Source organism: Microbulbifer sp. ABE4_465, from assembly GCF_056160765.1.
The window spans coordinates 22367-45094 of record NZ_JBSWXV010000009.1 but is presented as its reverse complement, the minus strand read 5'-3'; the positions used below and the strand labels follow the sequence as shown (position 1 = coordinate 45094).

General features: G+C 57.1%; 18 protein-coding genes. 6 read left to right on the top strand and 12 right to left on the bottom strand.

Annotation, left to right across the window (positions count from 1 at the left end):
* Positions 1-67: 67 nt before the first annotated feature.
* Complete coding sequence (locus tag ACXAG1_RS13920; protein WP_475091037.1) at positions 68-790, bottom strand: double zinc ribbon domain-containing protein; 723 nt, start codon at positions 788-790, stop codon at positions 68-70.
* 205 nt (positions 791-995) lie between these two features.
* On the opposite strand from ACXAG1_RS13920, the gene bioB reads away from it, so the two are divergent.
* Genes bioB through bioC form a run of 3 tightly spaced genes read left to right on the top strand, consistent with a single transcriptional unit; the run spans position 996 to position 4830 of the window.
* The gene (gene bioB / locus ACXAG1_RS13915; RefSeq protein ID WP_475120085.1) at positions 996-2075 is read left to right on the top strand and encodes a biotin synthase BioB; all 1080 of its coding nucleotides are present in this window, start codon (positions 996-998) and stop codon (positions 2073-2075) included.
* Positions 2076-2089: 14 nt separating this feature from the next.
* Positions 2090-3292, top strand: a complete 1203-nt coding sequence (bioF, locus tag ACXAG1_RS13910; RefSeq protein WP_475120017.1) for an 8-amino-7-oxononanoate synthase — start codon at positions 2090-2092, stop codon at positions 3290-3292.
* Positions 3289-4830 carry a malonyl-ACP O-methyltransferase BioC gene (bioC, locus tag ACXAG1_RS13905; protein WP_475120016.1) on the top strand — a complete coding sequence of 514 codons (1542 nt, stop codon included), beginning with the start codon at positions 3289-3291 and terminating at the stop codon, positions 4828-4830. The genes bioF and bioC overlap by 4 nt, the downstream gene beginning before the upstream one ends.
* 6 nt (positions 4831-4836) lie before the next feature.
* Here the strand turns inward: bioC and ACXAG1_RS13900 are convergent, their stop codons facing one another.
* From ACXAG1_RS13900 to ACXAG1_RS13870, 7 genes are all read right to left on the bottom strand, one after another.
* Positions 4837-5670 carry a cyclase family protein gene (locus tag ACXAG1_RS13900; protein WP_475120015.1) on the bottom strand — a complete coding sequence of 278 codons (834 nt, stop codon included), beginning with the start codon at positions 5668-5670 and terminating at the stop codon, positions 4837-4839.
* A 27-nt stretch (positions 5671-5697) separates the two neighbouring features.
* Complete coding sequence (locus tag ACXAG1_RS13895; RefSeq protein ID WP_475091033.1) at positions 5698-6351, bottom strand: DUF6515 family protein; 654 nt, start codon at positions 6349-6351, stop codon at positions 5698-5700.
* A 145-nt stretch (positions 6352-6496) separates the two neighbouring features.
* Positions 6497-7369: an agmatinase gene (gene speB / locus ACXAG1_RS13890; protein ID WP_475120014.1), complete on the bottom strand. Its 873-nt coding sequence runs from the start codon at positions 7367-7369 to the stop codon at positions 6497-6499.
* Between the two features lie 383 nt (positions 7370-7752).
* A complete protein-coding gene (gene nspC, locus ACXAG1_RS13885) occupies positions 7753-8946 on the bottom strand; it encodes a carboxynorspermidine decarboxylase (protein WP_475091031.1) in 1194 nt (397 codons plus the stop codon).
* A 111-nt stretch (positions 8947-9057) separates the two neighbouring features.
* The gene (locus ACXAG1_RS13880; protein WP_475120013.1) at positions 9058-10251 is read right to left on the bottom strand and encodes a saccharopine dehydrogenase family protein; all 1194 of its coding nucleotides are present in this window, start codon (positions 10249-10251) and stop codon (positions 9058-9060) included.
* Between the two features lie 83 nt (positions 10252-10334).
* Positions 10335-12257 (bottom strand): biosynthetic arginine decarboxylase, encoded by a 1923-nt coding sequence (gene speA, locus ACXAG1_RS13875; protein WP_475091029.1) that lies wholly within the window; start codon positions 12255-12257, stop codon positions 10335-10337.
* Between the two features lie 348 nt (positions 12258-12605).
* Complete coding sequence (locus ACXAG1_RS13870) at positions 12606-13322, bottom strand: DUF6515 family protein (RefSeq protein WP_475120012.1); 717 nt, start codon at positions 13320-13322, stop codon at positions 12606-12608.
* A 236-nt stretch (positions 13323-13558) separates the two neighbouring features.
* Between ACXAG1_RS13870 and panC the strand changes: the two genes are divergently transcribed.
* From panC to ACXAG1_RS13855, 3 genes are all read left to right on the top strand, one after another.
* Entirely contained in the window at positions 13559-14407 is an 849-nt protein-coding gene (panC, locus tag ACXAG1_RS13865) for a pantoate--beta-alanine ligase (RefSeq protein WP_475091027.1), read from the top strand.
* A gap of 32 nt (positions 14408-14439) precedes the next feature.
* Positions 14440-14829, top strand: coding sequence for an aspartate 1-decarboxylase (panD, locus tag ACXAG1_RS13860; protein WP_475120011.1), 390 nt, complete (start codon positions 14440-14442; stop codon positions 14827-14829).
* A 149-nt stretch (positions 14830-14978) separates the two neighbouring features.
* Positions 14979-15899: a LysR substrate-binding domain-containing protein gene (locus ACXAG1_RS13855; protein ID WP_475120010.1), complete on the top strand. Its 921-nt coding sequence runs from the start codon at positions 14979-14981 to the stop codon at positions 15897-15899.
* A 70-nt stretch (positions 15900-15969) separates the two neighbouring features.
* Here ACXAG1_RS13855 and ACXAG1_RS13850 read toward each other — a convergent pair whose 3' ends face one another.
* From ACXAG1_RS13850 to ACXAG1_RS13835, 4 genes are all read right to left on the bottom strand, one after another.
* Entirely contained in the window at positions 15970-17322 is a 1353-nt protein-coding gene (locus ACXAG1_RS13850) for a spinster family MFS transporter (RefSeq protein ID WP_475120009.1), read from the bottom strand.
* A 15-nt stretch (positions 17323-17337) separates the two neighbouring features.
* Positions 17338-18498, bottom strand: coding sequence for an iron-containing alcohol dehydrogenase (locus ACXAG1_RS13845; RefSeq protein ID WP_475120008.1), 1161 nt, complete (start codon positions 18496-18498; stop codon positions 17338-17340).
* 127 nt (positions 18499-18625) lie between these two features.
* The gene (locus tag ACXAG1_RS13840; protein WP_475120007.1) at positions 18626-21265 is read right to left on the bottom strand and encodes a TonB-dependent receptor plug domain-containing protein; all 2640 of its coding nucleotides are present in this window, start codon (positions 21263-21265) and stop codon (positions 18626-18628) included.
* Positions 21266-21339: 74 nt separating this feature from the next.
* Positions 21340-22413 carry an alpha/beta hydrolase gene (locus ACXAG1_RS13835; RefSeq protein WP_475120006.1) on the bottom strand — a complete coding sequence of 358 codons (1074 nt, stop codon included), beginning with the start codon at positions 22411-22413 and terminating at the stop codon, positions 21340-21342.
* Between the last annotated feature and the right edge of the window lie 315 nt (positions 22414-22728).

The following is a 22728-nucleotide window of genomic DNA, read 5'->3' as shown; positions in this document are numbered from 1 at the left end:
TTTTAACTGGGACACCTGTGAAAATTATTCGGGTGTTTTGCGTGCGGGCTAAGGGTAATCCGGTTCTCTATGGCACTCGCGCCAATGCAAATGTACTTATGTTCTTTGCACCAGCATCCAGCAGCGACTGCGCCGCCGCCTCCACCGTAGCACCGGTGGTAATCACATCATCCACCAGTCCGATATGCAGTCCCTGTACCTTAGGATGCGCCTTAAAACTGCGAATCAGGTTTTTGCGCCGTTGGGTACGTTTCAGCTTCTGCTGGCTACCGGTGGCGGTGATCTTGCGCAGGGCGCGGGCGTCTACCGGGATGCGCCAGTGTTTGCCGAGGATATCCGCGATCAGCTGGGCCTGGTTGTAGCCGCGTTCGAACAGTTGCTTGCGCCAGTGCATGGGTACCGGCACCAGCAGGTCCGGGCGTTGATCTCCTTTTATCTGCGCTTTCAGCTGTTCGGCGGTGAGTTCGGCGAGGGTGCGGCCGGCGGCGAGGTCGCGGCGGTATTTGAAGCGCTGTACCAGTTGCGATATCGGATAGGCGTAGGTCCAGCTGGCGTAGCTGTTGGATTGGGGAGGGGGGTGTTGCAGGCAACCGGCGCAGGTGTGGTCGCTGGGGGCCGCCAGTGGGAGAGCGCATCGCTGGCAGGGGTGTTCCAGGCCCGGTAACTCCTGCTGGCAAGGGCCGCAGATGCCGAACTGCACCTCTTCTCCGCTACCGCACAGCAGGCAGCGCGCCAGGTGCCGGTCTACCGAGCGGCTGATAATCTGACCAAAAAGACGGTGTAACGCCACTGCAATCCTCCCTGATCGCAATTCTCCATTCAGCACCCGGATCGACACTTGTAAACCAGAGCTGGTTCTCTTGGTTGACAGCGAAGGGGGCACCGCTAAACTGACGAGCTTTACGGAATAACCCGGTTGTACGACCGATCACGACGCGGTGACCAGCGAGTCCCGCTGTCTGAGGAGAATAATCCCTGTGACTGCCAACCCGCAAATGTCTTCCGCGTCTTCGACCTACGGCCAGGTGCGCCACGACTGGACCCGCCAGCAGGTGCTGGACCTGTTTGCTATGCCGTTCAACGATCTGCTGTTCACCGCGCAGACGGTGCACCGCCAGCATTTTGACGCCAACCGGGTACAGGTGAGCACCCTCTGCTCCATCAAGACCGGCGCCTGTCCGGAAGACTGCAGCTACTGCCCCCAGAGTGCCCGCTACGATACCGGCCTGGAGCGCGAGAAGCTGATGAAGGTCGAGGCGGTGGTGGAAGAGGCCCGTGCGGCTAAGGCCAGCGGTGCCACCCGCTTCTGTATGGGTGCCGCCTGGCGCTCGCCGAAGAAAAAAGACATGCCTTATGTCACCAGGATGGTGAAAGAAGTGAAGTCTCTGGGTCTCGAGACCTGCATGACCCTGGGGATGCTCAATGACGAGCAGGCCAAGGATCTGGCGGACGCCGGTCTCGACTACTACAACCACAACCTGGATACCTCGCCGGAATACTACGGCGATATCATCACCACCCGCACCTACGAAGATCGCCTGAACACCCTGTCCAATGTGCGCGCGGCGGGTATGAAGGTGTGTGCCGGTGGCATTATCGGTCTGGGGGAAGAAGAGAAAGATCGCGCGGGGCTGCTGATGCAGCTGGCGAATCTGTCCGAGCAGCCGGAATCCGTGCCCATCAATATGCTGGTGAAAGTCGCCGGCACCCCGCTGGAAAACAACAAGGATCTCGATCCGTTCGAGTTTATCCGCTGCATCGCCGTGGCCCGCATCATGATGCCGAGGTCCCACGTGCGCCTGTCCGCCGGCCGCGAATCCATGAACGATGAGATGCAGTCCCTGGCGTTCCTCGCCGGTGCCAATTCCATCTTTTACGGGGAAAAACTGCTCACCACCGGTAACCCGGAAGCCAACAAGGATATGCAGCTATTCAACCGCCTTGGTATCAAGCCGGAGGAATACCACCAGCACGAAGACGAAGCGGCGGTGGAAGCGGAGCTGCAATCCCAGATTGCAGACCAACAAAATGAAACCCTTTATAACGACCACTTCTACGACGCCGCCAAGGCGTAAGTGCATCGGTTGTTGTGTCCAGCCTACAGAATTTTCTGAACACGCGCCTGGCCGAGCGCCGGGCGCAGCAGTTGTATCGCCAGCACAAAATTCTCGATGCCGCGCCGGGCCCGGTGGCGGTGGTCGATGGCCGCGAGCTGATCGCGTTCAGTAGCAACGATTACCTCGGCTTGGCCTCGCATCCTGAGGTGATCGCCGCGCAGCAGCGCGGCGCGCTCCTGGGCGCGGGGGCGACCGCCTCCCATCTCGTCAATGGCCATTTCGATATTCACCGGCAGCTGCAACACAAGATCGCCGAAGTCACCGGGCGCGAGGCCGCGCTGTTGTTTGGCAGTGGTTATATGGCCAATGTGGGCGCGATCAACGCGCTGGTGGGGCGCGGTGATTTTGTGGTGCAGGACAAGCTCAATCATGCATCGCTGATCGACGGCGGGCGTATTTCTGGCGCCCAGTATCTGCGCTTTGCCCACAATGACCTGCGCGGCCTGGAGCGGCAGCTCCGGCGCGCACGGGAAAAGTCTGACGGAAAAATCCTGCTGGCGGTGGACGGCGTCTACAGCATGGACGGTGATAGCGCGCCGCTCGCTGAAATGGCGTCTTTGTGTCAGCGCTTTGATGCCTGGTTGATGGTGGACGAGGCCCACGGCCTCGGCGTGATGGGCAGCGATGAATTTCCCTGTGCCGGTAGCGTTGCCGCAGCGGGGCTGGATCAGGATTCTGCACCTATCGTCATGGGTACACTGGGCAAGGCCGCTGGTAATGGCGGTGCCTTTATCGCCGGTTCTCAAGCTCTGATCGATTACCTCACCCAGTTTGCCCGCACCTATATTTACACCACCGGCATGCCACCGGCGGTGGCGGCGGGCTGTCTGCGCGCACTGGAATTGATGCAGCAGGAGCCATTGCGGGAGTCCTTGCAGCAGCGTATTGCTTACTTCCGCGAGCGCGCCGCCGCACTCGAACTGCCGCTGGAAAACTCCACCAGTGCGATTCAGCCGCTGGTGCTGGGCTGCGAAAAAACCGTAATGGATGTTGCCGAACAGTTGCAGAAAGCGGGCTACCTGGTCGGGGCCATTCGCCCACCCACGGTGCCCGCTGGCACCGCGCGCCTGCGTATCACCCTCTCGGCTGCACACACGGAAATTCAGATCGACGGAATACTGTCTGCACTGGTCGAGGCGCTGGCAGCAATCAAAGGTCGCGAGGTGGCGGTATGAACCTGGCGCTGATCCACGGTTGGGGCGGCGACGCGCGCTGCTGGCAGTCACTGCTCGTACAGCTGGAAGGATTGTTCGGGGAGACCGTCAATATCGAGCTGCCGGGCTTCGGTGCGCGGGCGCAGGAGTCCTGGCCGAATACCGACGAACTGCTTGCTCAACTGGAAGCACAGCTACCCGAGGATTGTGTACTGATCGGCTGGTCCCTGGGCGGAATGCTGGCAGCGCGAATGGCGGCGACAAGCAGTAAAGTTCGCGGCCTGATTACCATTGCCAGCAATGGTAGCTTTGTTGCACGGGACGATTGGCCGGGAATGGATGAAAGTGTCTTTGCAGAGTTCTGCCGCGCCCAGCGTGAGGCTCCGGAGAAAAACGTCGCGCGCTTTTGCGGCCTGGAGGCGCGCGGTGACTCGGAGATGCGCAGCTTGTTAAAAGCCCTGAAGGGCTGGCAGCCTGCGCCGATTCCGCAAAGCTGGTCGGATGCACTGAACTGTTTGGGTGAGCTGGATAACCGCGCTTTACTGGCGAATCTAAAAATCCCCGCGTTGCATATTTTCGGCGATGGGGATGCATTGGTGCCGGTCGCTGCAGCGCGTGAAATTGAGGTCCTGAGCGCGCAGGTCGAAATCATTCCCAATTCGGGTCACTGCCCGCATCTGACTCGTCCGCAAGAAATTACCGGGCTCATCAAGGGCTTTGTTGCGCCACTAAACCATAACTCAGCACCACTGGAAAAATCCTCGGTGGCGCGCGCCTTCGGTCGTGCGGCCGCAAGCTACGATGCCGCGGCCCATTTACAGCGCGCGGTTTGCCGCGAGCTGTTGAGCCGCGCCGGAGAAAGCTGGTCGCCGAAACGGATTCTCGATCTCGGCAGCGGCACCGGCTACGGCAGTGCGCTGTTGCGCAAACGCTTCCCCGATGCGGAAATCATCGCCCTGGATATCGCCCCGCAGATGCTGAGCTACGCCCGTGAGCATCGCCCGGCGGCGAATGGCTACGTGGCGGCAGACGCGGAGCAGTTACCGCTGGCGGACGGAACGATCGATCTGGTGTTTTCCAGCTTTGCCCTGCAATGGTGCTACGATTTGCCAATACTGTTTGCCGAGATCCGCCGCGTAATGAGCCCTGCTGGCAACACACTGATTTCCACCCTGGTGCCGGGCACCTTGCGAGAACTGGAAACGAGCTGGGCGGCGGTGGACGATGCGGTACACGTAAACCGTTTCCTGGAAGTCGACGACTGGCGCAGTGCCTGCGAAAGTAATCATCTGGATTGCGCAAGCAGCACCGAACAGCGCGCCTTACACTTCAATAAGCTCAAAACCCTGATGCAGGAGCTGAAAAGTATTGGCGCCCACAATGTCAATCGCGCAGCGGGCAAGGGACTGCTGAGCCGGGAAAAGTTGCGCACGCTGACCGAAGCCTATGAACGGCAGCGCACCCCCGCAGGCCTACCGGCCACGTATCAGGTGCTGTATCTGCAATTGGCACACCGTGACGCTGATGCGGCTGCATTGGGCGTAGCCGCATCCGTTTAACGGCCGCTATTGGGGAATAAACGCCACCACCCGAGTCGGGCCACCACTGCCACCGCGAATTTTCATCGGCAGTGCAATCAGCGTGAAGCCCTTGTCTGGTAAAGACTTGAGATTCGCCACATTTTCCAGAGCGGGAATGTTCCGTTTGAATAATTCCCGGTGGGTTTTGAAAAGCCTGGATGCACCGTAATCAATGCTCGGCGTATCCAGCCCCACCGCTTTCACCCCGCGCTTCTCGGCGAGAAAAATCGCCGCCTCCGGCGATAGCCCCGGGAAGTTCAATTTTGCCACTGCCGCGTCACCGCGCTCGGCGGTGCCCATATATTTTTCCGCATCCGGCCAGTACTGCGCATTGCCGGTATCGAACAGCACGATGGTGTCTTTTGCGATAGTGCCGTGCTGATTTTCCCAGCGTTCAATATCCGCGACGGAAATCAGGTAATTGCGGTCCGCCTTATCTTTTTTACCGACTTGATCTGCCACGCGGATCACGATCCCGGGGCCAATCAACTGCTCAAGGGGTATTTTGTCCACGCTGATATGGTCGCGGGCAAAGTGTACCGGTGCGTCGACATGGGTACCGCCGTGCTCAGCGGTCGCCAGATTGTAGGCGGAGTAGTAATAACCTTTGTCTGTCTCCCCGGCGAACACTGTGCTCTTGGCAAACTTATCGGCCGTCGGCCAATAGAGAGTGTCGTCGGCGAAATCGTGGGACAGGTCAATCCAGCGGCCCAGGGGAAAAAGGTCGGCCAATGGTGGGGAAGAAAAAGCCGTGGTGATCCACGTGGTTGCCAGTAGGGTGATTGCCAGGAGTCGGGACGTCCGTGTCCGCAGGTGCATAACAGTTCCTTGTTGATTTATTCGCGATTAAACCTGCACCACCACATACACCTCGCGGCCATCCCGCTGGGTGGGCATAAAATAGTGGCCGCCGTAGCGGTAGTACTGGATGCCGTTGATTACTTCTGCGCTATAGCCAGTGGGCAGGGTCTCCACCACCTGGCCAGGGCTGTAGGCGGCCCCGTGAGCTACCGGTCCCGATGTGGTTGTTGTGGTGGTAGTAACGGTGGTGGTGACTGCAGCCGGTGCAGGAACCACCACGTAGCGGTTCACCGGCGGTTGCCACTGATAGTAGGCGCCCCCGTACTGATAGTAGGTGAAGCCACCGACCTGAACCCGCACCGCACTGGCGGGCAACGTCAGCACCGCAGCTCCCAGCGGTGCCGCCACGGTCACGTAGCCCCGGGGGCCTGGGCGATAGAAGGCGCCGCCACCGTAGAAATAGGGCCGACCGCCCACGTTCAGGTTTACAAAGCCACCGGGCAGTACCGGAACCGTCACACCGATGCCAATTCGTGGACCCCGGTAGCGCGGGCCCCAGTAGCCGCGATGATGATGGCCCGGGCCGTGATAATGGCCGCGATGACCGCCGTGTGCGGAAGCTGGTGGTGCGGCAAAGGCCATCGACAGCAGGGCTGCGACGCCTACGCCGAACGTCAAAATTTTTGCCGTTTTGTTCATTGAATCCCCCGCGAAGCGAGCACTTACTATTGAACAAATAATAAACGCATCTGGCGATGCGCGCTACGGGCGGCGCCCAATCGATCGTTAAGAATTGTCATTTCAGCGCATCGGTGGTGGTGACCCGTGGGCCACTGCACTGCCCTCAACGTCGATTGCGCTGGACGATACCCATCAGTTTGTACAGCAGCTGTGCCGCGCCAAATTCGTAGGCGTGGAAGCCTTCGATGGGGGCGAACTCCAGCAGGTCAAAGCCGATGATTTCCCGCTGCTTGGCGACAGACTCAAACAGGTTCAGGGTTTGGTACCAACCGAGACCGCCGGGTACCGGGGTGCCGGTGGATGGGAAGACCGATGGGTCCATGCCGTCGATATCCAGGGTGAAGAACACCTTGCTGGGGAAGTCTTCCGGAAGTTCGATGGACTGGATCTGGGTGGGCACCAGCTGGTGGGCGTCCAGGTAGCGCACGTTGTACTGTTTGCGGGCTTCCATCTCTTCTTCGCAGTAGGCGCGGATTCCGAGCTGGTACAGCGGGATACCCGCTTCGCACACCAGGCGCATGACGCTGGCGTGGCTGTGTTTGTGGCCTTCGTAGCGGTCGCGCAGGTCGGCGTGGGCGTCGATCTGCACCACGCCGAAGTCGCTGATCCCGGCGTCCAGGTAGCCTTTGATGATGCCCCAGGTGACGGAGTGTTCACCGCCGATGCCCACGGGCATTTTTCCCTGTCTGAGAATATCGGTGGTGGCGCTGGCGATATTGTCCATGACTGTTTCGGCGGGGCCGCTGACGTCTACCGGGTCGCGGGTGTAGATGCCGAGTTCACAGGGGGACGAAAAGTTATCGAAGGTTTCCAGCTGGTGGGACGCTTCGATAATCGCCGCCGGGCCCTTGCCGGTACCACCGCCGTAGGAGACGGTTTCTTCGTACGGTATCGGCAGAATATGGAACAGGGCATCTTCGGGCTTCGGCTGCTCGATTTCGGAACCGAGGAAAATGTTGGGGTCTTCTTGGTGCATGGGTTCTTTGTAACCGTTTGTGGCGGCGGAGTGGCGGGTGCAGGTTTTCAGGACCGCTGTGAACCCATCCCTGGGCGCTGCGGCGCAAACATCCTGTTTGCGACGCTCCTGAAAACCTGCACCCGCCACTCCACCTTCGCTTCAAGTATTCAGCTCCGTGGTATTTGAGTACGTATTCCTCTCAAGTACCTTACGAAGCAGTATGGCTAGATATTAAGGTGAAGTGCCGGGTGAAAGGTTTCAAAAGCGTCGGCGACAGGGACGTCGCCGACGCAGCGTACAGGGATGTATTCCCAGGGGGGCGCCTAGCTCGGTTTTGAAACCTTTCACCCGGTGCTTCACCGCCACCGTAGTTGCTTCAGAGCTCCTGCGGTGGGTGGGCGTCACGAGAGGCGACTTTTAAAGTCCTCGTACCCGAATTCTTTGATCATTCGCAATTCGTCGGTATCCGAATTCCACAAAGCAATGGAAGGTAAAGGAATGCCGTTGAAGGTATTGGTTTTGACCATGGTGTAGTATGCCATTTCTTCAAACACAATCCGGTCGCCGATTTTCAGTGGATCGGCAAAACTGTATTCGCCAATTCTGTCACCCGCGAGACAACTCTGCCCGCCCAGCTGATAGGCGTGGGGGAGTTCCTCCGGCAGTGATGCACCGGTGATTTCCGGGCGGTAAGGCATCTCGATCACATCCGGCATATGGCAGGTAGCGGAGACATCGAGGATCGCCTGGTTCTTGCCGTTCCAGGCCAGGTCGACCACCTCGCCCACCAACACACCGCAAAATAGCGCAACCGCTTCGCCGGGCTCCAGATACACCTGCACATCGTGCTTCTCGGAAAAAGCTTTCACGGCACTGATCAGTTCTTCCACCTGATAATCGCAACGGGTGATATGGTGGCCGCCGCCGAAGTTGATCCATTGCATTTGCGGAATCAGATCGCCAAACTTTTCTTCCACCGCCTTGATGGTGCGCTCCAACGGCTTGAAGTCCTGTTCACACAAAGTGTGGAAATGCAGGCCGCTAATACCGGTTAAGTCTTCGCCGTCAAACAGCGAGCGCACGATACCCAGGCGCGAGCAGGGCGCGCAGGGATCGTAGATCGGGGTGTGACCTTCCGAGTGTTCCGGGTTGATGCGCAGGCCGAACTGCAACTCCGGGCGCTTCTTCTGCGCTTCCAGGCACAAAGACTTGTAGCGTTTCCACTGGGAGAACGAATTGAAGATTACATGGTGCGCGAACTCGAGGATGTCTTTCAGTTCCTGCTCTTTGTAGCCGGCACTGAAAACGTGTACCTCTTTGCCCTTATCCTTGCCGCCGTACTCTTCGAAGCCCAGTCGCGCTTCGTTGATGCCGCTGGCGCAGGTGCCGGAAAGATACTCCGCGACGATGGGCCCGATGCTGAACATCGAAAACGCTTTCAGCGCGGCGAGCACCTTGGCGCCGCTGCGCTTTTGCACATCGGCGAGGACTTCGAGATTGTCGCGCAGGGCGATTTCGTCCACTACGAAGCACGGGGTGGAAACGCGGGTGGGGTCGAATTCGCCGAAGTAGTCTTTGCGGGGAGTGAGGTCCATAGGTGGGAGGTGTGGTTCCTGAAAGTCTATCGCGTGGAATACTGGACCCCGGCCTTCGCCGGGGTGACGGTGATCGTCATACCGGCGAAGGCCGGTATCCAGATGGAAAGGTTAAACGAACGGTTTGTCCAACCAGGTTTCCTGCCAGGGCAGGCCGTACTTGTTCAGGTCGTCCATAAAGGGATCCGGATCCAGCTGTTCCATGTTCCACACGCCGGGCTTCATCCACTTGCCTTCCATCATCATCTTGGCGCCGATCATGGCCGGCACACCGGTGGTGTAGGAAATGGCCTGGGACTGCACTTCCTTATAGGCCTCCTGGTGATCGCAGATGTTGTAGACGTAGTAGATTTTCTCTTCGCCGTCTTTCACACCCTTGATGATGTTGCCGATACAGGTCTTGCCCTTGGTCAGCGGGCCGAGGCTCGCCGGGTCCGGCAGCAGTGCCTTCAGGAACTGAATCGGCACAATTTCCTGGCCCTGGAATTCAATCGGCTCGATGCTGGTCATGCCCACATTCTGCAGCACTTCCAGGTGCTTCAGGTAGCTGGCACCGAAGGTCATCCAGAAACGCGCGCGCTCGATTTCCGGGAAGTGCGTGGACAGGGATTCCAGCTCTTCGTGATACAGCAGGTACAGGTCTTTCTCACCGATACCTTCCGGGAACTCGAATACCCGCTTTTCTTCCATGGGCTTGGTGGTCACCCATTTGCCGTCTTCCCAGTAGCGACCATTCGCGGTGATCTCGCGGATGTTGATCTCCGGGTTGAAGTTGGTGGCAAACGGCAGGCCGTGATCACCGGCGTTACAGTCCAGGATGTCCAGGGTCTTGATGCGGTCGAAGTGGTGCTTCTTGGCATAAGCGGTGAACACGCTGGTGACACCCGGATCAAAACCACTGCCCAGCAGCGCCATCAGGCCGGCTTTCTCGAACTTGTCTTTATAGGCCCACTGCCAGCTGTACTCGAACTTGGCCTCTTCCGGCGGTTCGTAGTTGGCGGTGTCCAGGTAGTGCACGCCGGTTTCCAGGCACGCATCCATAATGTGCAGGTCCTGGTACGGCAGGGCCACGTTGATGACCATGTCCGGTTTGACCTTTTCGATCAGCGCGACCATTTCCTTGACGTTGTCCGCATCCACTTCCGCGGTATCGATTTTGCGCGGCAGCATATCGGCGATCTTGTCGCACTTGGATTTGGTGCGGCTGGCGAGCGTAATATTCTCGAATACATCTTCAACCTGCGCACATTTGTGTGCAACCACCTGACCGACGCCGCCGGCGCCTACAATCAGAACGTTGGCCATATTTTTTCTCCCTGATTCTGATGTTGGGAAAACCAATGAATTGTTATTTAAAGCTATTTTGTGAGCGACGGAATTTCTGCCCGCTATTTCTCAAAATAGGTGTAACCACTCATGCTCGCGGTGTAGGTATGCAGAATATCCTTCCGCTGCTGCGGCGTGATCCGCTTCTCTTTGACCGCCCGCTCCGCCAGTTTGCGGAAACGCTCAAACAGATCCTGGGGTGAGTACTCGACGTAACTCAACACGTCGGCAATGCTGTCCCCGTGAATTTCACGGCTGTAATCCACACTGCCATCTTCTTCAATGCGCACACTCACCACGTTGGTATCACCAAACAGGTTGTGCAGGTCACCCAGGGTTTCCTGATAGGCACCCACCAGGAAGGTCCCGAGGATGTATTCTTCGCCCTCTTTTAGCGAGTGCACCGGCAACGTCTTGCGCACATCCTGGCGGTCGATAAAGCGATCGATCTTGCCGTCGCAGTCGCAGGTGATGTCCGCGATAATCGCCGAACGGGTCGGCGCTTCATCCAGACGGTGCACCGGCACCAGCGGGAACAGCTGGTCGATGGCCCAGATATCCGGCAGGGACTGAAACACACTCACGTTCGCGTAATAAATGTCGGACAGCACCTCAGGTAAGGCCTGCAAGTCCACCGGTATCTGCTCCACCTCGTCCAGCAGCTTGCGAATTTTCTGCGCGCACTGCAAGAACAGGTTCTCCGCCAGCGCGCGGTCCCGCAGGCTTACCTGGCCGTGCAGATAGAGTGCGCGGATCTCGTCGCGGTAGTAGAGGCCGTCGTTGTAACTCTCCTGCAGATTTCGCGGCGTCACACTCTGTAGCGCGTGCTGCAGGTTCTTCAGCATCGGGTGCGCGTCTTCGCCGATCTGGTCTTCCTCCAGCTCGATAGGTTCGAAGCTGGTGGTATCCAGAATGTTGAACAGCAATACCGACGAATAGGCTACCGTGGCGCGGCCGGACTCGGTAATGATCACCGGATGCTCCACGCCCTCACTGTCCAGGGTGCCCATGATGGCTTCCACCACGTCCACACAGTACTCGTCCAGGGAGTAGTTCTTGGAGTGGGTATAGTTGGTTTTGGAGCCGTCATAGTCCACCGCCAGGCCACCGCCAAGATCCAGGTAACCCATGGCTGCGCCTTCTTCCACCAGGTCCGCGTAGTAGCGGCAGGCTTCCAGCACGCCAGTGCGGATGTCGCGGATGTTTGGTACCTGCGAGCCCAGATGGTAGTGCAGCAGCTTCAGGCAGTGCAGCATATTGTGGTCGCGCAGCTTGTCGACCATCGCGATCAGGTCGTTACTGCCGAGGCCAAAGATACTGCGGTCGCCACTGGTGGCATTCCAGTAGCCGCCCACCTTGCTCGCCAGTTTTACCCGCACGCCGATATTGGGTTCGACCTTCTCGCGCTCGGCACAGTGGATGATGGTGTCCACTTCCGAGGGGGTTTCCACCACGAAGAATACCTGCACGCCGAGACGCTGGGCCTGCAAGCCCAGATTGATGAACTCTTCGTCCTTGTAGCCGTTGCACACAATCAGCGCGTCGGTGTTGTCGAGGATCGACAGCGCCGCGATCAGCTCCGCCTTGCTGCCCGCTTCCAGCCCGTGACCGAACTGACGACCGGCCTTGGCGATCTCTTCGATCACCTGGCACTGCTGGTTCACCTTGATCGGGAATACGCCGCGGAACACATTCTTGTAGCCGCTGCTCTCGATGGCGCTGCGGAAAGAATTGTTGATGCGTGCGATCTGGGCGTCGAGCAGGTTTTCAAAGCGCACCAGCAGGGGCATGCCAAGGCCGCGCTCGGTGGCGCCGTGGGCGATATCCAGCAGGGAAACCGCATGCAAATCACCGGCTTCGTTCTTCACTTCCACGGTGATTTCGCCGGACTGGTTCAAATTGAAGTAGCCGGCGCCCCAGTTGCGGATGCCGTAAAGCTCTGCGGAGTCTTCGCAGGTCCAGTTTTCGATTTGTTGCTGTTTCATGGCGCCTTTTCAGTTGGAAGAACCTCTGGGGTTCTGAAAGCGTTCTCCGAATTGAGTTCCGGTGTGTTGTAAATGACTGTAAGGGACCGTACCAGGGGTCCGTTTGGGGCGCGAATCTTGGGGCCAGAGTGTGTGGAAAGCAATAACTATAGAAAAGAAATTTTGCCTTTTTTTAAAGCTTAAAATTAAATTTTTGTTCGGTTTTTTAGCAGGAATACTTCTAAGGCAGAAAGTGCCCGGAAACTGGCGTATCAAGCCTCGTTGTTCAGGCGAAAAAAAGGCGACTCAAGGGAGTCGCCTGGGAAAATAACCGAACGTTCATTCGGTTATTGGGGCTGGAGCGAACGATTAGATGAATCCGGGGTTGGCGACTACCAGGTACCCGCGGCGGGCGCGGTCCCAGCGGTAGTAGGTGTCATAGGCGACGTAATAGTTGAAGCCATTGAAGGTGACGCTCACTGCAGTGCCCGGCAGGGTGCGAACAAAGGCGCCGACCGGTGCCTGAGTGACCACATACCCTACACCGTGGGGGCGGTAGAAGATGCCATCGCTGTAGTAGTACCCGAAACCGCCAAAGCGGATGCTGACATAGCTGCGCGGCAGGCGTTTCCAGCGGTAGCCGTACCCATAGTGGCTGGGACGCCAGCGGTGCTTGTGTGGCCGGTAGTGAGGGCGATACTTGGGACGATGCGGTTTGTGGTGGCCGGCATAATAGGGTTTGCCGGGCTTGTGCGTCGGCCGGCCCGGCTTGTGATGGCCGTGCTTGCGGTCGCGGTGGCGTTTGTCGTGGTGACGATTCTCCACCTTGCGGTGGTTGCGGCGATCCCGGTCATCCCGGTTTTTTCGGTGGTCCTCACGTGCATTGGCACGATCCAGATGGCGGTTCACCGCGTCCCTGCGCCGGTTTTCAATGTCGCGAACCTTGGTGTGATGCCTCTCGCGCTGCTGTTTTACATATTTATCCCGCTGTTCTCCGCGGTGATGGCGATCGTCACGGTCCGCAAGGCTCGGCGCAGCCGCAAGGAGCAGGCCGGCAGCGGCAAAGACGCTGATCAATCTCTTCATGGTCGCTCTCCCCAGCCGCCGAGGCGGCTGTCTTGTGCCCTTGAAGTGGGCTTCTCGATAACTTGGAGTGCAGTTTGCCCCGCGTACACTGAATCCTTCCTGAACCACCAGCGGCGCTCCGGGGTGATGGCAAAAACCGAATGTGACCAATGGTTTCAACTGGTTCACGTCATTTGTTCCGCCGGACGCAGGGGGGTAATATGCCGCCCGTGTATACCTCTGGCGGAACCCCGTTCATGCAAGTTTTTCACCATGTGGCCAGCCTGCGCGAGGCGCTGGCCGAAGCCCGTCGCGCTGGCAAGACCATCGGCTTCGTGCCCACGATGGGTAACCTCCACGACGCCCATATCGAGCTGGTCAACCTGGCGCACCAGCACTGTGATGTGGTGGTGGTTTCTATCTTCGTCAACCGCCTGCAATTCGGATTGAACGAGGATTGGGACACCTATCCGCGCACCATGCAGGAAGACATGGCGAAGCTGCGCGCGGCCGACTGTGACTACCTGTTCCACCCGGAAGAAGCCGAGATTTACCCCAACGGCATGGACCAGCAGACCAAAGTGATCTGCCCGGCGATGACCGATGTACTGTGTGGCGCGAGCCGCCCGGGGCACTTTGAGGGGGTCACTACCGTGGTGGCCAAGCTGTTCAATATCGTGCAGCCGGACAAGGCAGTGTTCGGCATCAAGGACTTTCAGCAGCTGGCAGTGATCCGCCGCATGGTGGAAGACCTGTGTATTCCGGTGGAAATTGTCGCGGCGTCGGTGCATCGCGAGGACGATGGTCTGGCGATGAGTTCGCGCAATGGCTATCTCACCGAGGAGGAGCGCCCGAAAGTGGCGGTTCTGAATCAGTCGTTGAACTGGGTGAGTGATGAAATCAAAAACGGCCGCAAAGATTTTCCGGTGCTGGAAGAAGAGGCGCGTGGGAAAATTCAGGACGCAGGTTTCAAGGTGGATTACTTCTCCATCTGCAACAGCAAGGACCTGCAACCCGCCGCCCACGATGACCGTGAGATCACCATTCTGGGGGCGATGTACACCAGTGGTGCGCGGTTGATCGACAATGTTTCGTTGAGTGTTTGAAAAGTTGGTAGTAGAAATTTAGGAGTCAGGTTATGCAAATTGAGATGCTGAAGGGCAAACTGCATATGGCGGCGGTCACCCAGGCGGAGCTCTGGTATGACGGCTCCTGCGCGATTGATGAAGAACTGGTGGAGCTGGCCGGGCTGCGCGAGTTTGAGAAAATCGATATTTACAATGTATCCAACGGCGAGCGCTTCCACACTTATGTGATTCTTGCGGAGCGTGGCTCCGGGATTATTTCCATGAATGGTGCTGCCGCCCGCCGGGTGCAGGTTGGGGACCGAATTATCATCGCGGCCTATGCGCAGATGTCTGAGTCTGAAGCGGATACTTTCAAACCCAAGCTGGTTTATCTGGATGAGCAGAATCGGGTTGAGCGCAGTACCAATACCATTCCTGTGCAGCGACCAGAATTGGTCTAAATTTCCAGAGTGTGGCTGCAAACAATGCGGGCTATACCCGGCAAGCGCAGTTTTTGAGTCAGCATTGCTCTTGCCGGAATTGTGCCTCTGTGGCCTGATTGCCAGGTCGAAAGTTTGTCAGTAGTATCGTCGAAAAAAGAATCGGTGAAATGCTCGATAGACACCCCCCGCTCAATGCCATGTTGTGCTTTGTCAGCGCAGCACGCACGCTCAACTTCAGCCGCTCGGCCGAAGATTTGTGTGTTACCCGGTCGGCGATAAGCCGACAAATCCGCTGTCTGGAAGAATTTCTCGGGCTTCGATTATTCGAACGCAGCAACAAAAACCTGGCGCTGACGGAGGCCGGTGCCGAATACTTCGATGCAATTGCCCCCCTGTTCGCAGAGTTGAAAGCTGCAACCGATCGCCTGGTCACCGGGCGTGCCGAGCCAAGTTTTCGCCTGAATGTGTCGGCCACCTTTAACGCCATGTGGCTGATGAGCCGCTTATCCAGCCTCGAAGCACTATCTCCCGGCTTTTCAATTTCCTTTATTACAAACAGCGTCGATGCCAGCTATCCGGCACTGGATCTTGGTGGATCTATGGATGCTGCCATCCGCCTCGGCAAAGGCGAATGGCAGGACTGCCAGTTCGACAAATTGTTCGATATCCCTATAAAGATTATGGGTGCGCCGAAGTTGCTTGGTGGCACGGCGCCCTTTGAAGATTTGGAATCGCTGGCTGAATTCGACTGGCTCCACTACAAGCATCTCCCGGATCTTTGGTCGCAGTGGCTTACCGCAGCAGGTGTGCCGCAATTGAAGTCCAAGAAACGCAATATCATTCTGGATAATGTCGCGGTTGCCTCGCAGGCCGCCGCCGATGGTTTGGGACTGATACCCATGTATATGCCTCTGACAGCGCCACTGATTGCGGATGGAAGAGTGGCGTGCGCGCACAATTTTTCCATGCTGAAAGAAGAGTCTTATTACCTGCTGTATTCAAACAATCATACAAGTAATCCAGCGGTCGAGTTTTTTCGAAACTGGTTGCTTAAAGAAGTGAAAAAGTCAGAAGACACTCTTCTATAGTGACTTCTGACTTTTACGGCTGTCTATACAAACTTTCAGTTGCGCGGGGAAAAATCAGCAATCGCTGTGTTTAAACTGCCTCACTTTTTGCGAGACTCGTACGGTAGTGTGGCAGTGCTTGCCATAGCAGCAATGCGGAAATGGTGAGTGCACATCCCGGTGCGAGCACCAATGAATAGCGGAGCAAGCTCGGGTCTTGAAACAGGAAGTCCGTCGCCAGCGCAATGCTCAGTGGCCCCAGCCCCAATCCAATAATGTTCACTACAAACAGATACAGTGCAGATATCTGTCCGCGCATTCTGGCGGGCACTACTTCCTGAATTGCGGCGGGTCCCAATCCCATCATGAAATTGGTGAAGAAAGTGGATACGGAGAGCAGTATCAATACCCCGGTGAGTGTCGGCATCAGCGGATAGAGAAGCGTTGGTGCCAGCCCCAGCAATGCTGCGAACAGCGCTGTGCGCGGTTTCCCGTCTCGCCACCCCCGTTGCCCCAGCCAATCTGCAATGCGCCCACCACAGACAACACCCGCCGAACCAAAGAATAAAACGATCAGACCAAAGGCAAGGCCAGCCTCGGCAAAGCCCAATTGATGAGTACGAATGAGAAAGCTGGGTACCCACGCCACAGAACCGTAGCCCGCCAGTGATGCCAGCGCAGCGCCTAGAATCAGCAGCGTCAGAGTGCGGCGGTTCTGTTGTAGAAACTCCCAGACGTCTTTCAGAGGTATCGCGCTACCTGTCCCGCCGGTACGGCGCGGCTCTCGCAGCGCGAGAACAAACGGGACCAGTAGCAGGCCAGGCAGGCCGACTGCGAGAAACACCAACTGCCAGGAGCGGATTTCCCCGATGAGCGGAACCGCAACACTATCTATGTTCACGGCCCAGGCCACGACACCGCCACCGACAATCAATGCCAGCCCGCCGCCGATATAAATTCCCATTGAATAAACCCCAATCGCCGCGGCCAGGTTCTTGCGATCCACGCTGTCGGCGATCAGGGAGTAGGCGGCCGGAGACAGGGAAGCTTCGCCAACGCCAACACCCATGCGCGCGACGAACAGCTGCCAGTATTGGCCCGCCAGGCCGCAGGCAGCGGTGGCGAGGCTCCACAGGGTCAAGCCGGTAGCAATGAGCCCGCGCCGGCTTACGGTATCGGCAAGACGCCCCATCGGCAGGCCCAGAATGGTGTAAAACAACGCGAATGACAGGCCCTGCAGCAAGCTCACCTGGGTGTCGGATATTCCCAGGTCGCGCTTCAGTGGCTCCACCAGTAGGCTGAGAATCTGGCGGTCAATAAATGAGAAGGTGTAGGCAACCAACAGTACACCGATGACGTACCAGGCATAGCGACCGGACTTCGCAGCCTCGGCGCCGCCAGAGTCCGGGTTGGGCGCAATTGAATTTAAACTCTCAGTCTGCATTTTGGGGTCTCCGAATCAGTAGGCGGCGCGGTAAATCATCAGCGCATCGTGTTCAGTAAGTGCCCGCGGGTTGTTGACCAGAAGTCTCTCCTGCAACATGGCATCGCGTGCCAGCCCGCTGAGGCTGTGTTCCGGTACATTGACGGCACGCAACTGGTTTGGGAGTTCTAGCCTGGCAATCAGATGCTCTAGATACTCGATCAGATCGTGACTTCTCTGCAGGGAATCGGCTCCCGGGTTGTCGTAGTCTTCGATCAGGATAGGGGTGAGCTCTGAATACAGTGGCGCCGCCACCTGCAGGTTAAAGCGCATGACATGGGGCAATACCAGCGAATTACTGAGCCCATGGGGAATATGAAAATGACCGCCGAGTGGGTAGGCGAGCGCGTGTACTGCGGCTACCGGCGCATTGGCGAATGCCTGCCCGGCCAGCAGCGATCCCAGCAGCATAGCGCTGCGCGCTTCCCGGTTTTGCCCATCATAAACCGCGGTTTCAATGTTTTTGCTGAGTAATCTCAGGGCTTCTCGAGCGAGCATGTCTGAGTAAGGATTTTTTTTGATTGCACTGGTGTAGGCTTCAATGGCGTGGACCATGGCATCAATACCGGTGGCCGCCGTTACATGCGGCGGCAGGCCGAGCGTCAGATCCGCGTCTAGCAGTGCGATATCGGGTAACAGTTTTGGCGAGACCACGCCGGATTTTGTGGTTTCTCCGGTGGTGATGATGGCAATGGGGGTAACTTCCGAGCCGGTTCCCGCGGTAGTGGGAATCTGAATGAGCGGCAAGCGGTTGCCGCGAATATTACCTACACCGTAAGCTTCCTTTAGCTGAATCGGTGACTGACATAGCGCTGCTATGAGTTTGGCGACATCCATCGAGCTGCCGCCACCGAATCCGATGACACCGTCGACTTTATTGTCGCGGGCAAATGCGATGGCATTCTCCACCACAGACTCTGGCGGGTCCGCAACCACATCGGTAAATAGCCGACATTCAATATCGGCCTCGGTCAAAATGGCGATCGCTGACTGGTGCAGCCCTGCATCCACAAGACCCTGATCCGTTACCATTAAAACCCGCTCATTTCCCAGATTCACGCAAAGCTCGCCGAGCCTTGAAACGGCGCCGGGCTGGCAGACGATGGAATTGCACGAGTCAAAGTTGAAGTGCGACATGCGAAATTACCGAATTAAAAAGACGCAAGCGATCAATCTCTAACAAAAAGAGCGTCACTTGCGAAAGGGAGCCATTTGGATTTGCCTGCTTCCGGGAAGCTAGTGCTCCCCGGAAGCGCGTCGGTGATCAGAAGTTGTATTTCGCGCGGGCGTAGAATACACGTCCGAGTGGATTGTGCTGTTTCGGGTCGTAGCTCAAGTTCGCGCCGTTGTACGCGCGCGGCGGTGCTTCATCCAGAAGGTTCTGGATGCCAATGCTGAGTGTGGTTTCCGCATCCTCCGTCATTCCGAACGCGAAACTGCGGCTATATTGGGTATCCAGGGTTACAAAGGAATCCACGCCCGCCTGCTCAGTTTCTGGAACTGCCTGGCGCATCTCATAGCTGGAGATATAGTTGATGTTCAGGCCTGCGGTCTGTCTATCGGACATCCAGTTGATCGCGAGATTGGCCTTGGTTTTCGGCATCGAGCGCGCGAAGTTGTCATAGTTGAAATAGCCCGCCGCTTCCACGGTATTTCCCGCTTCATTGGTAATTTCATAGCTCAGGAAGTGCGCGATATTCAGTGCCGTAGACCACTGGTCATTGAGCTGCCAGATGGATTCAAAATCCAGGCCGGCTACATCAACACTGGAGGAATTGAAGTACTCGACATTGATGCCAGAAAGGTTGCCAAACTGGTCGCGCTGAATGTCGGTTCCATTCAGGTTGGCCAGCAGTTTCCCCTGGGCATTTTCTACGGTGATCAGGTTGGTGTAGTCAACGCGCCAATAGTCGAGCTTGAAATCCAGACTGTCAGTTGGTTGGAATATCACCCCGAGGTTGTAGTTTTCAGACTCTTCGGGCTTCAGCTCATCGGAACCAGACGCGGCTACACGAATAAATGCGACCCCACCCTTGGTTGTGCCATCGGCATTGAAATCCTGAATGCCGTTGAGGGTAACTGCCGTGGCATATTGCTGTGACAGCGAAGGCTGGCGGAATGCGGTACTGGCCGATGCGCGCAGTATCCATTGATCTGAAATTTGCCAGCGCGCGGCGAGTTTTGGATCAAAACTGTTATCGGTATCCAGGCTTTCATAGCGCAATGCGCCGGTGAGCTCAAGTGTGTCCGTCAGTGGTGCTTTAACTTCGGTAAATACGGCCGTGCCGTTGCGGGATTCATCGACATGCGATAAGCCACCCAGGAAAATCAGGTCGACAGGAATGGGGTTGCCATTGGCATCCTTTTTCAGCTCGTATACGTCATCGGTATCCACAGAGAAGCCTTCGCTGCGCGCTTGTACGCCTGCGGCAAAGCTCAAGGTTCCTGCGGGCAATTCCATAAGGTCTCCGCTGATTACCGCATCCCATATCAGCAAATCCGTTTCGCGGGTTGCCTCGGTCACATAGGAGAAATCATCGATCAGGCCCTGGCTATTGCTTGTCGGGGTGAACGGATTAAACCATTCATCGTTATTTGGTCCGCCCATTCCCGCCAGGCCGGCGAGCAATCGGGATTTGAGTGTGTCTTGCTGAAACTGTGTGTACTGGTTGGCGCTGTAAGTCAATGCGCTATCCCACGACAGGCCACCGGCGGTTTCGCCGGCCAACTGCAGCGACGTGCGCAGTGTGTCATTCTCACGCGCCGCAGTCGGGGGTTCGAAACCTGCACCGAGTGGGCGCCCCAACCAAATGACCGGTACGCCAAATGGGTTGCCGGGGTGACTTGCATCAATGATCGGGAAGGTCAAATCCGGATAGCTGGGGGACTGTGGATTGTCGGTAACTTCGCTGCTCGAATAGCCGATCTCCGCAAACAGTTCGATTCCGCCAGAAAACTCCTGGGTCAGATTGCCGTATACCTGGGCACGATTTTCTGTGTTGACCAGGTTGTAGTATTCACCGTAGTGAAAGCCACAGCGTACACCGCTGGGCTGCGGAATTAGCACACCTTCTTTATTGTCGGTACACCCGGCATCCGGTACTGATTCGAAGGGCATATAGGTGCCGGCATATGCACCGCTGGCGACATTGACCGGTGCGGCGGCATAAGGAAGAAACGAGTTGCCAAGCGAGCTGATCGCATTGTCGACAAGTTCCGGTCGATCAGCGCCACTGAGAGGGGTGCGGTCGAGGTAGTGTGCCGAAAGAGTGAAGCGTGTGTCTTCATCTCCTCCGCCCCAGACCATGCCAAAATTCGTATCCTGCTGGCCACCGTCACCGGTCCGGCGCACGCCGCCGTTGATCTCAACACCTTCAAAATCGCTACGCAGAATAAAGTTGACCACACCGGCAACGGCATCGGAGCCATACGCGGACGTGGCGCCCTCTTTCAGTACCTCTACCCGCTCAATGGCATCCACAGGAATTGTACTTGTATCGACAAATACGCTCCCGTCATTACTGAGAGCCCCGGATATTGTTTGTCGCCGGCCATTGATCAGCACTAGGGTCGAACTGAGACCCAAACCGCGAAGGTTGACGTTCGATGTGCCCTGGGTTGAACCCTGAGTAAAGGAGTCGGCCTGATTTTCCGAGCCTGAGATAAGGGGCAGTTTGGCCATGACATCGGCCACCGTCGTTGCGCCGATAGAATCAATATACTCGCGACCCACCACTTGAACCGGAACGGCCGCGTCGTCAGGTGACGACTTGATATAGGAACCGGTTACCATGACTTCTTCTAAAGTGCCATTCTCTTGTGCGGTGACCGCACAGGATCCGCTGACTATGGCCAGGGAAATGGCGGCACTCAGTGTTTTTCGGCTGGAAAATTTTGTATTCATCGCTATCTCTCTTTTTATTAAAACGGTTGTCGTTACTGCTACCTCAAGCGTTACTTCTCAATCTGACCCATGAGTTACCCTGGGTCATATATTGATTCGCTACTCCCGGCGGACACGCGCATGGCGCGCAGTACGGATGCGCACTCGGAAAGAGCGACCTGACACTGGGGCAAAGTGCCAAAGTTGATAAAGCCGTGAAACATATCCGTGTAGCATGAGTGGCGCACCGGGTTGCCAGCGCGTCGCAGCTTTTCCGCATAGGCGGCACCCTCGTCGCGCAGTGGATCAAACCCTGCGGTCAGCACAAACGCCGGGGGCAAATCACTGTGATTTTCTGCGCGCAATACGCGAAATCTCCAGTCGCTGTCGTGGTCCTTCGAAATGTAATGGTTGTGGAACCACTCCAGGCCTGCCTGGGTCAGCAGAAGGCCGTTGGCGAATTCTTGTCTGCTGGGTGTTGGTGTATTGCCTTCGGTACACGGATAAATAAGCAGTTGAAGACTGGGACGCGGGCGTTTTTGGTCGCGATTTAACAGGCAGGCCACTGCAGCCAGATTTGCCCCGGAACTGTCGCCGCCAATGGCAAGCCGGCTCGCATCCAGGCCCAGTGTGCCGGCGCGCTCGTAAATCCAGTTATAGGCGTTTTGGGTGTCGTAAACTGCGCTCGGGAAGGGATGCTCGGGAGCCAGTCGATACTCCACTGATATCACCGCGCACCCCGAAAGTGCCGCGAGCTGAGCGAGGCAGTTGTCGTAGCTCTCGATACTGCCCAGAACGAAGCCACCCCCGTGAAAGTACACCAGCCCTGCTAGCGGATACTCGTCGTTGACCTCCGGCAGATAAATTCGAGTGGGCAATGTGCAGTCATCGAGCTCGATCCGAATATCCCGCCGGAGGATGCCGCTTGGGTTGCCGTGATCCCAGGGGTTACCGCGGACCACGCGTTGTGCGCGAACCTGATCTGGAGTGTATTCCGGCATTGCCGGCAGGCTATTAATAACTTGCAGGATTTCACGTCCCTCAGGGGCAACTTCGATCGCCGCCAGCGGCGCGCCAGATATGCCGGCCGTACCTTCCCCAACGGGCTTGACGCCTGGACTCAGTAGCCAGTGAAGATCTTTATCTTGGGCAACTTCCAAATCAAACATGCGGGACACTGCTCCGAAAACCGGTGTTGTTATATGCGTTGATATAAGGCTGTTATAAAACTTGTTCTATGAACCGACGTTGGTGTTTATGCCCAGGGGCTTATAGAAATACGTTCAGGTTCAGCCGTGTATACACATGATGGTGTCGAGCAAGCGAAGGGTACAAGCGATTAAAACTGGACAGCTTGTTGCGTTGAGCGCGACAGCGTCTCGTGGAGCGTCAGTCCGTCGTTGCTGGCGGTAACTCAACCCCCGAGGATTGGGTGACTTGATGGTCCCTGGTGCATTTACGGCAACAGCTGTTGAAATTTGGTT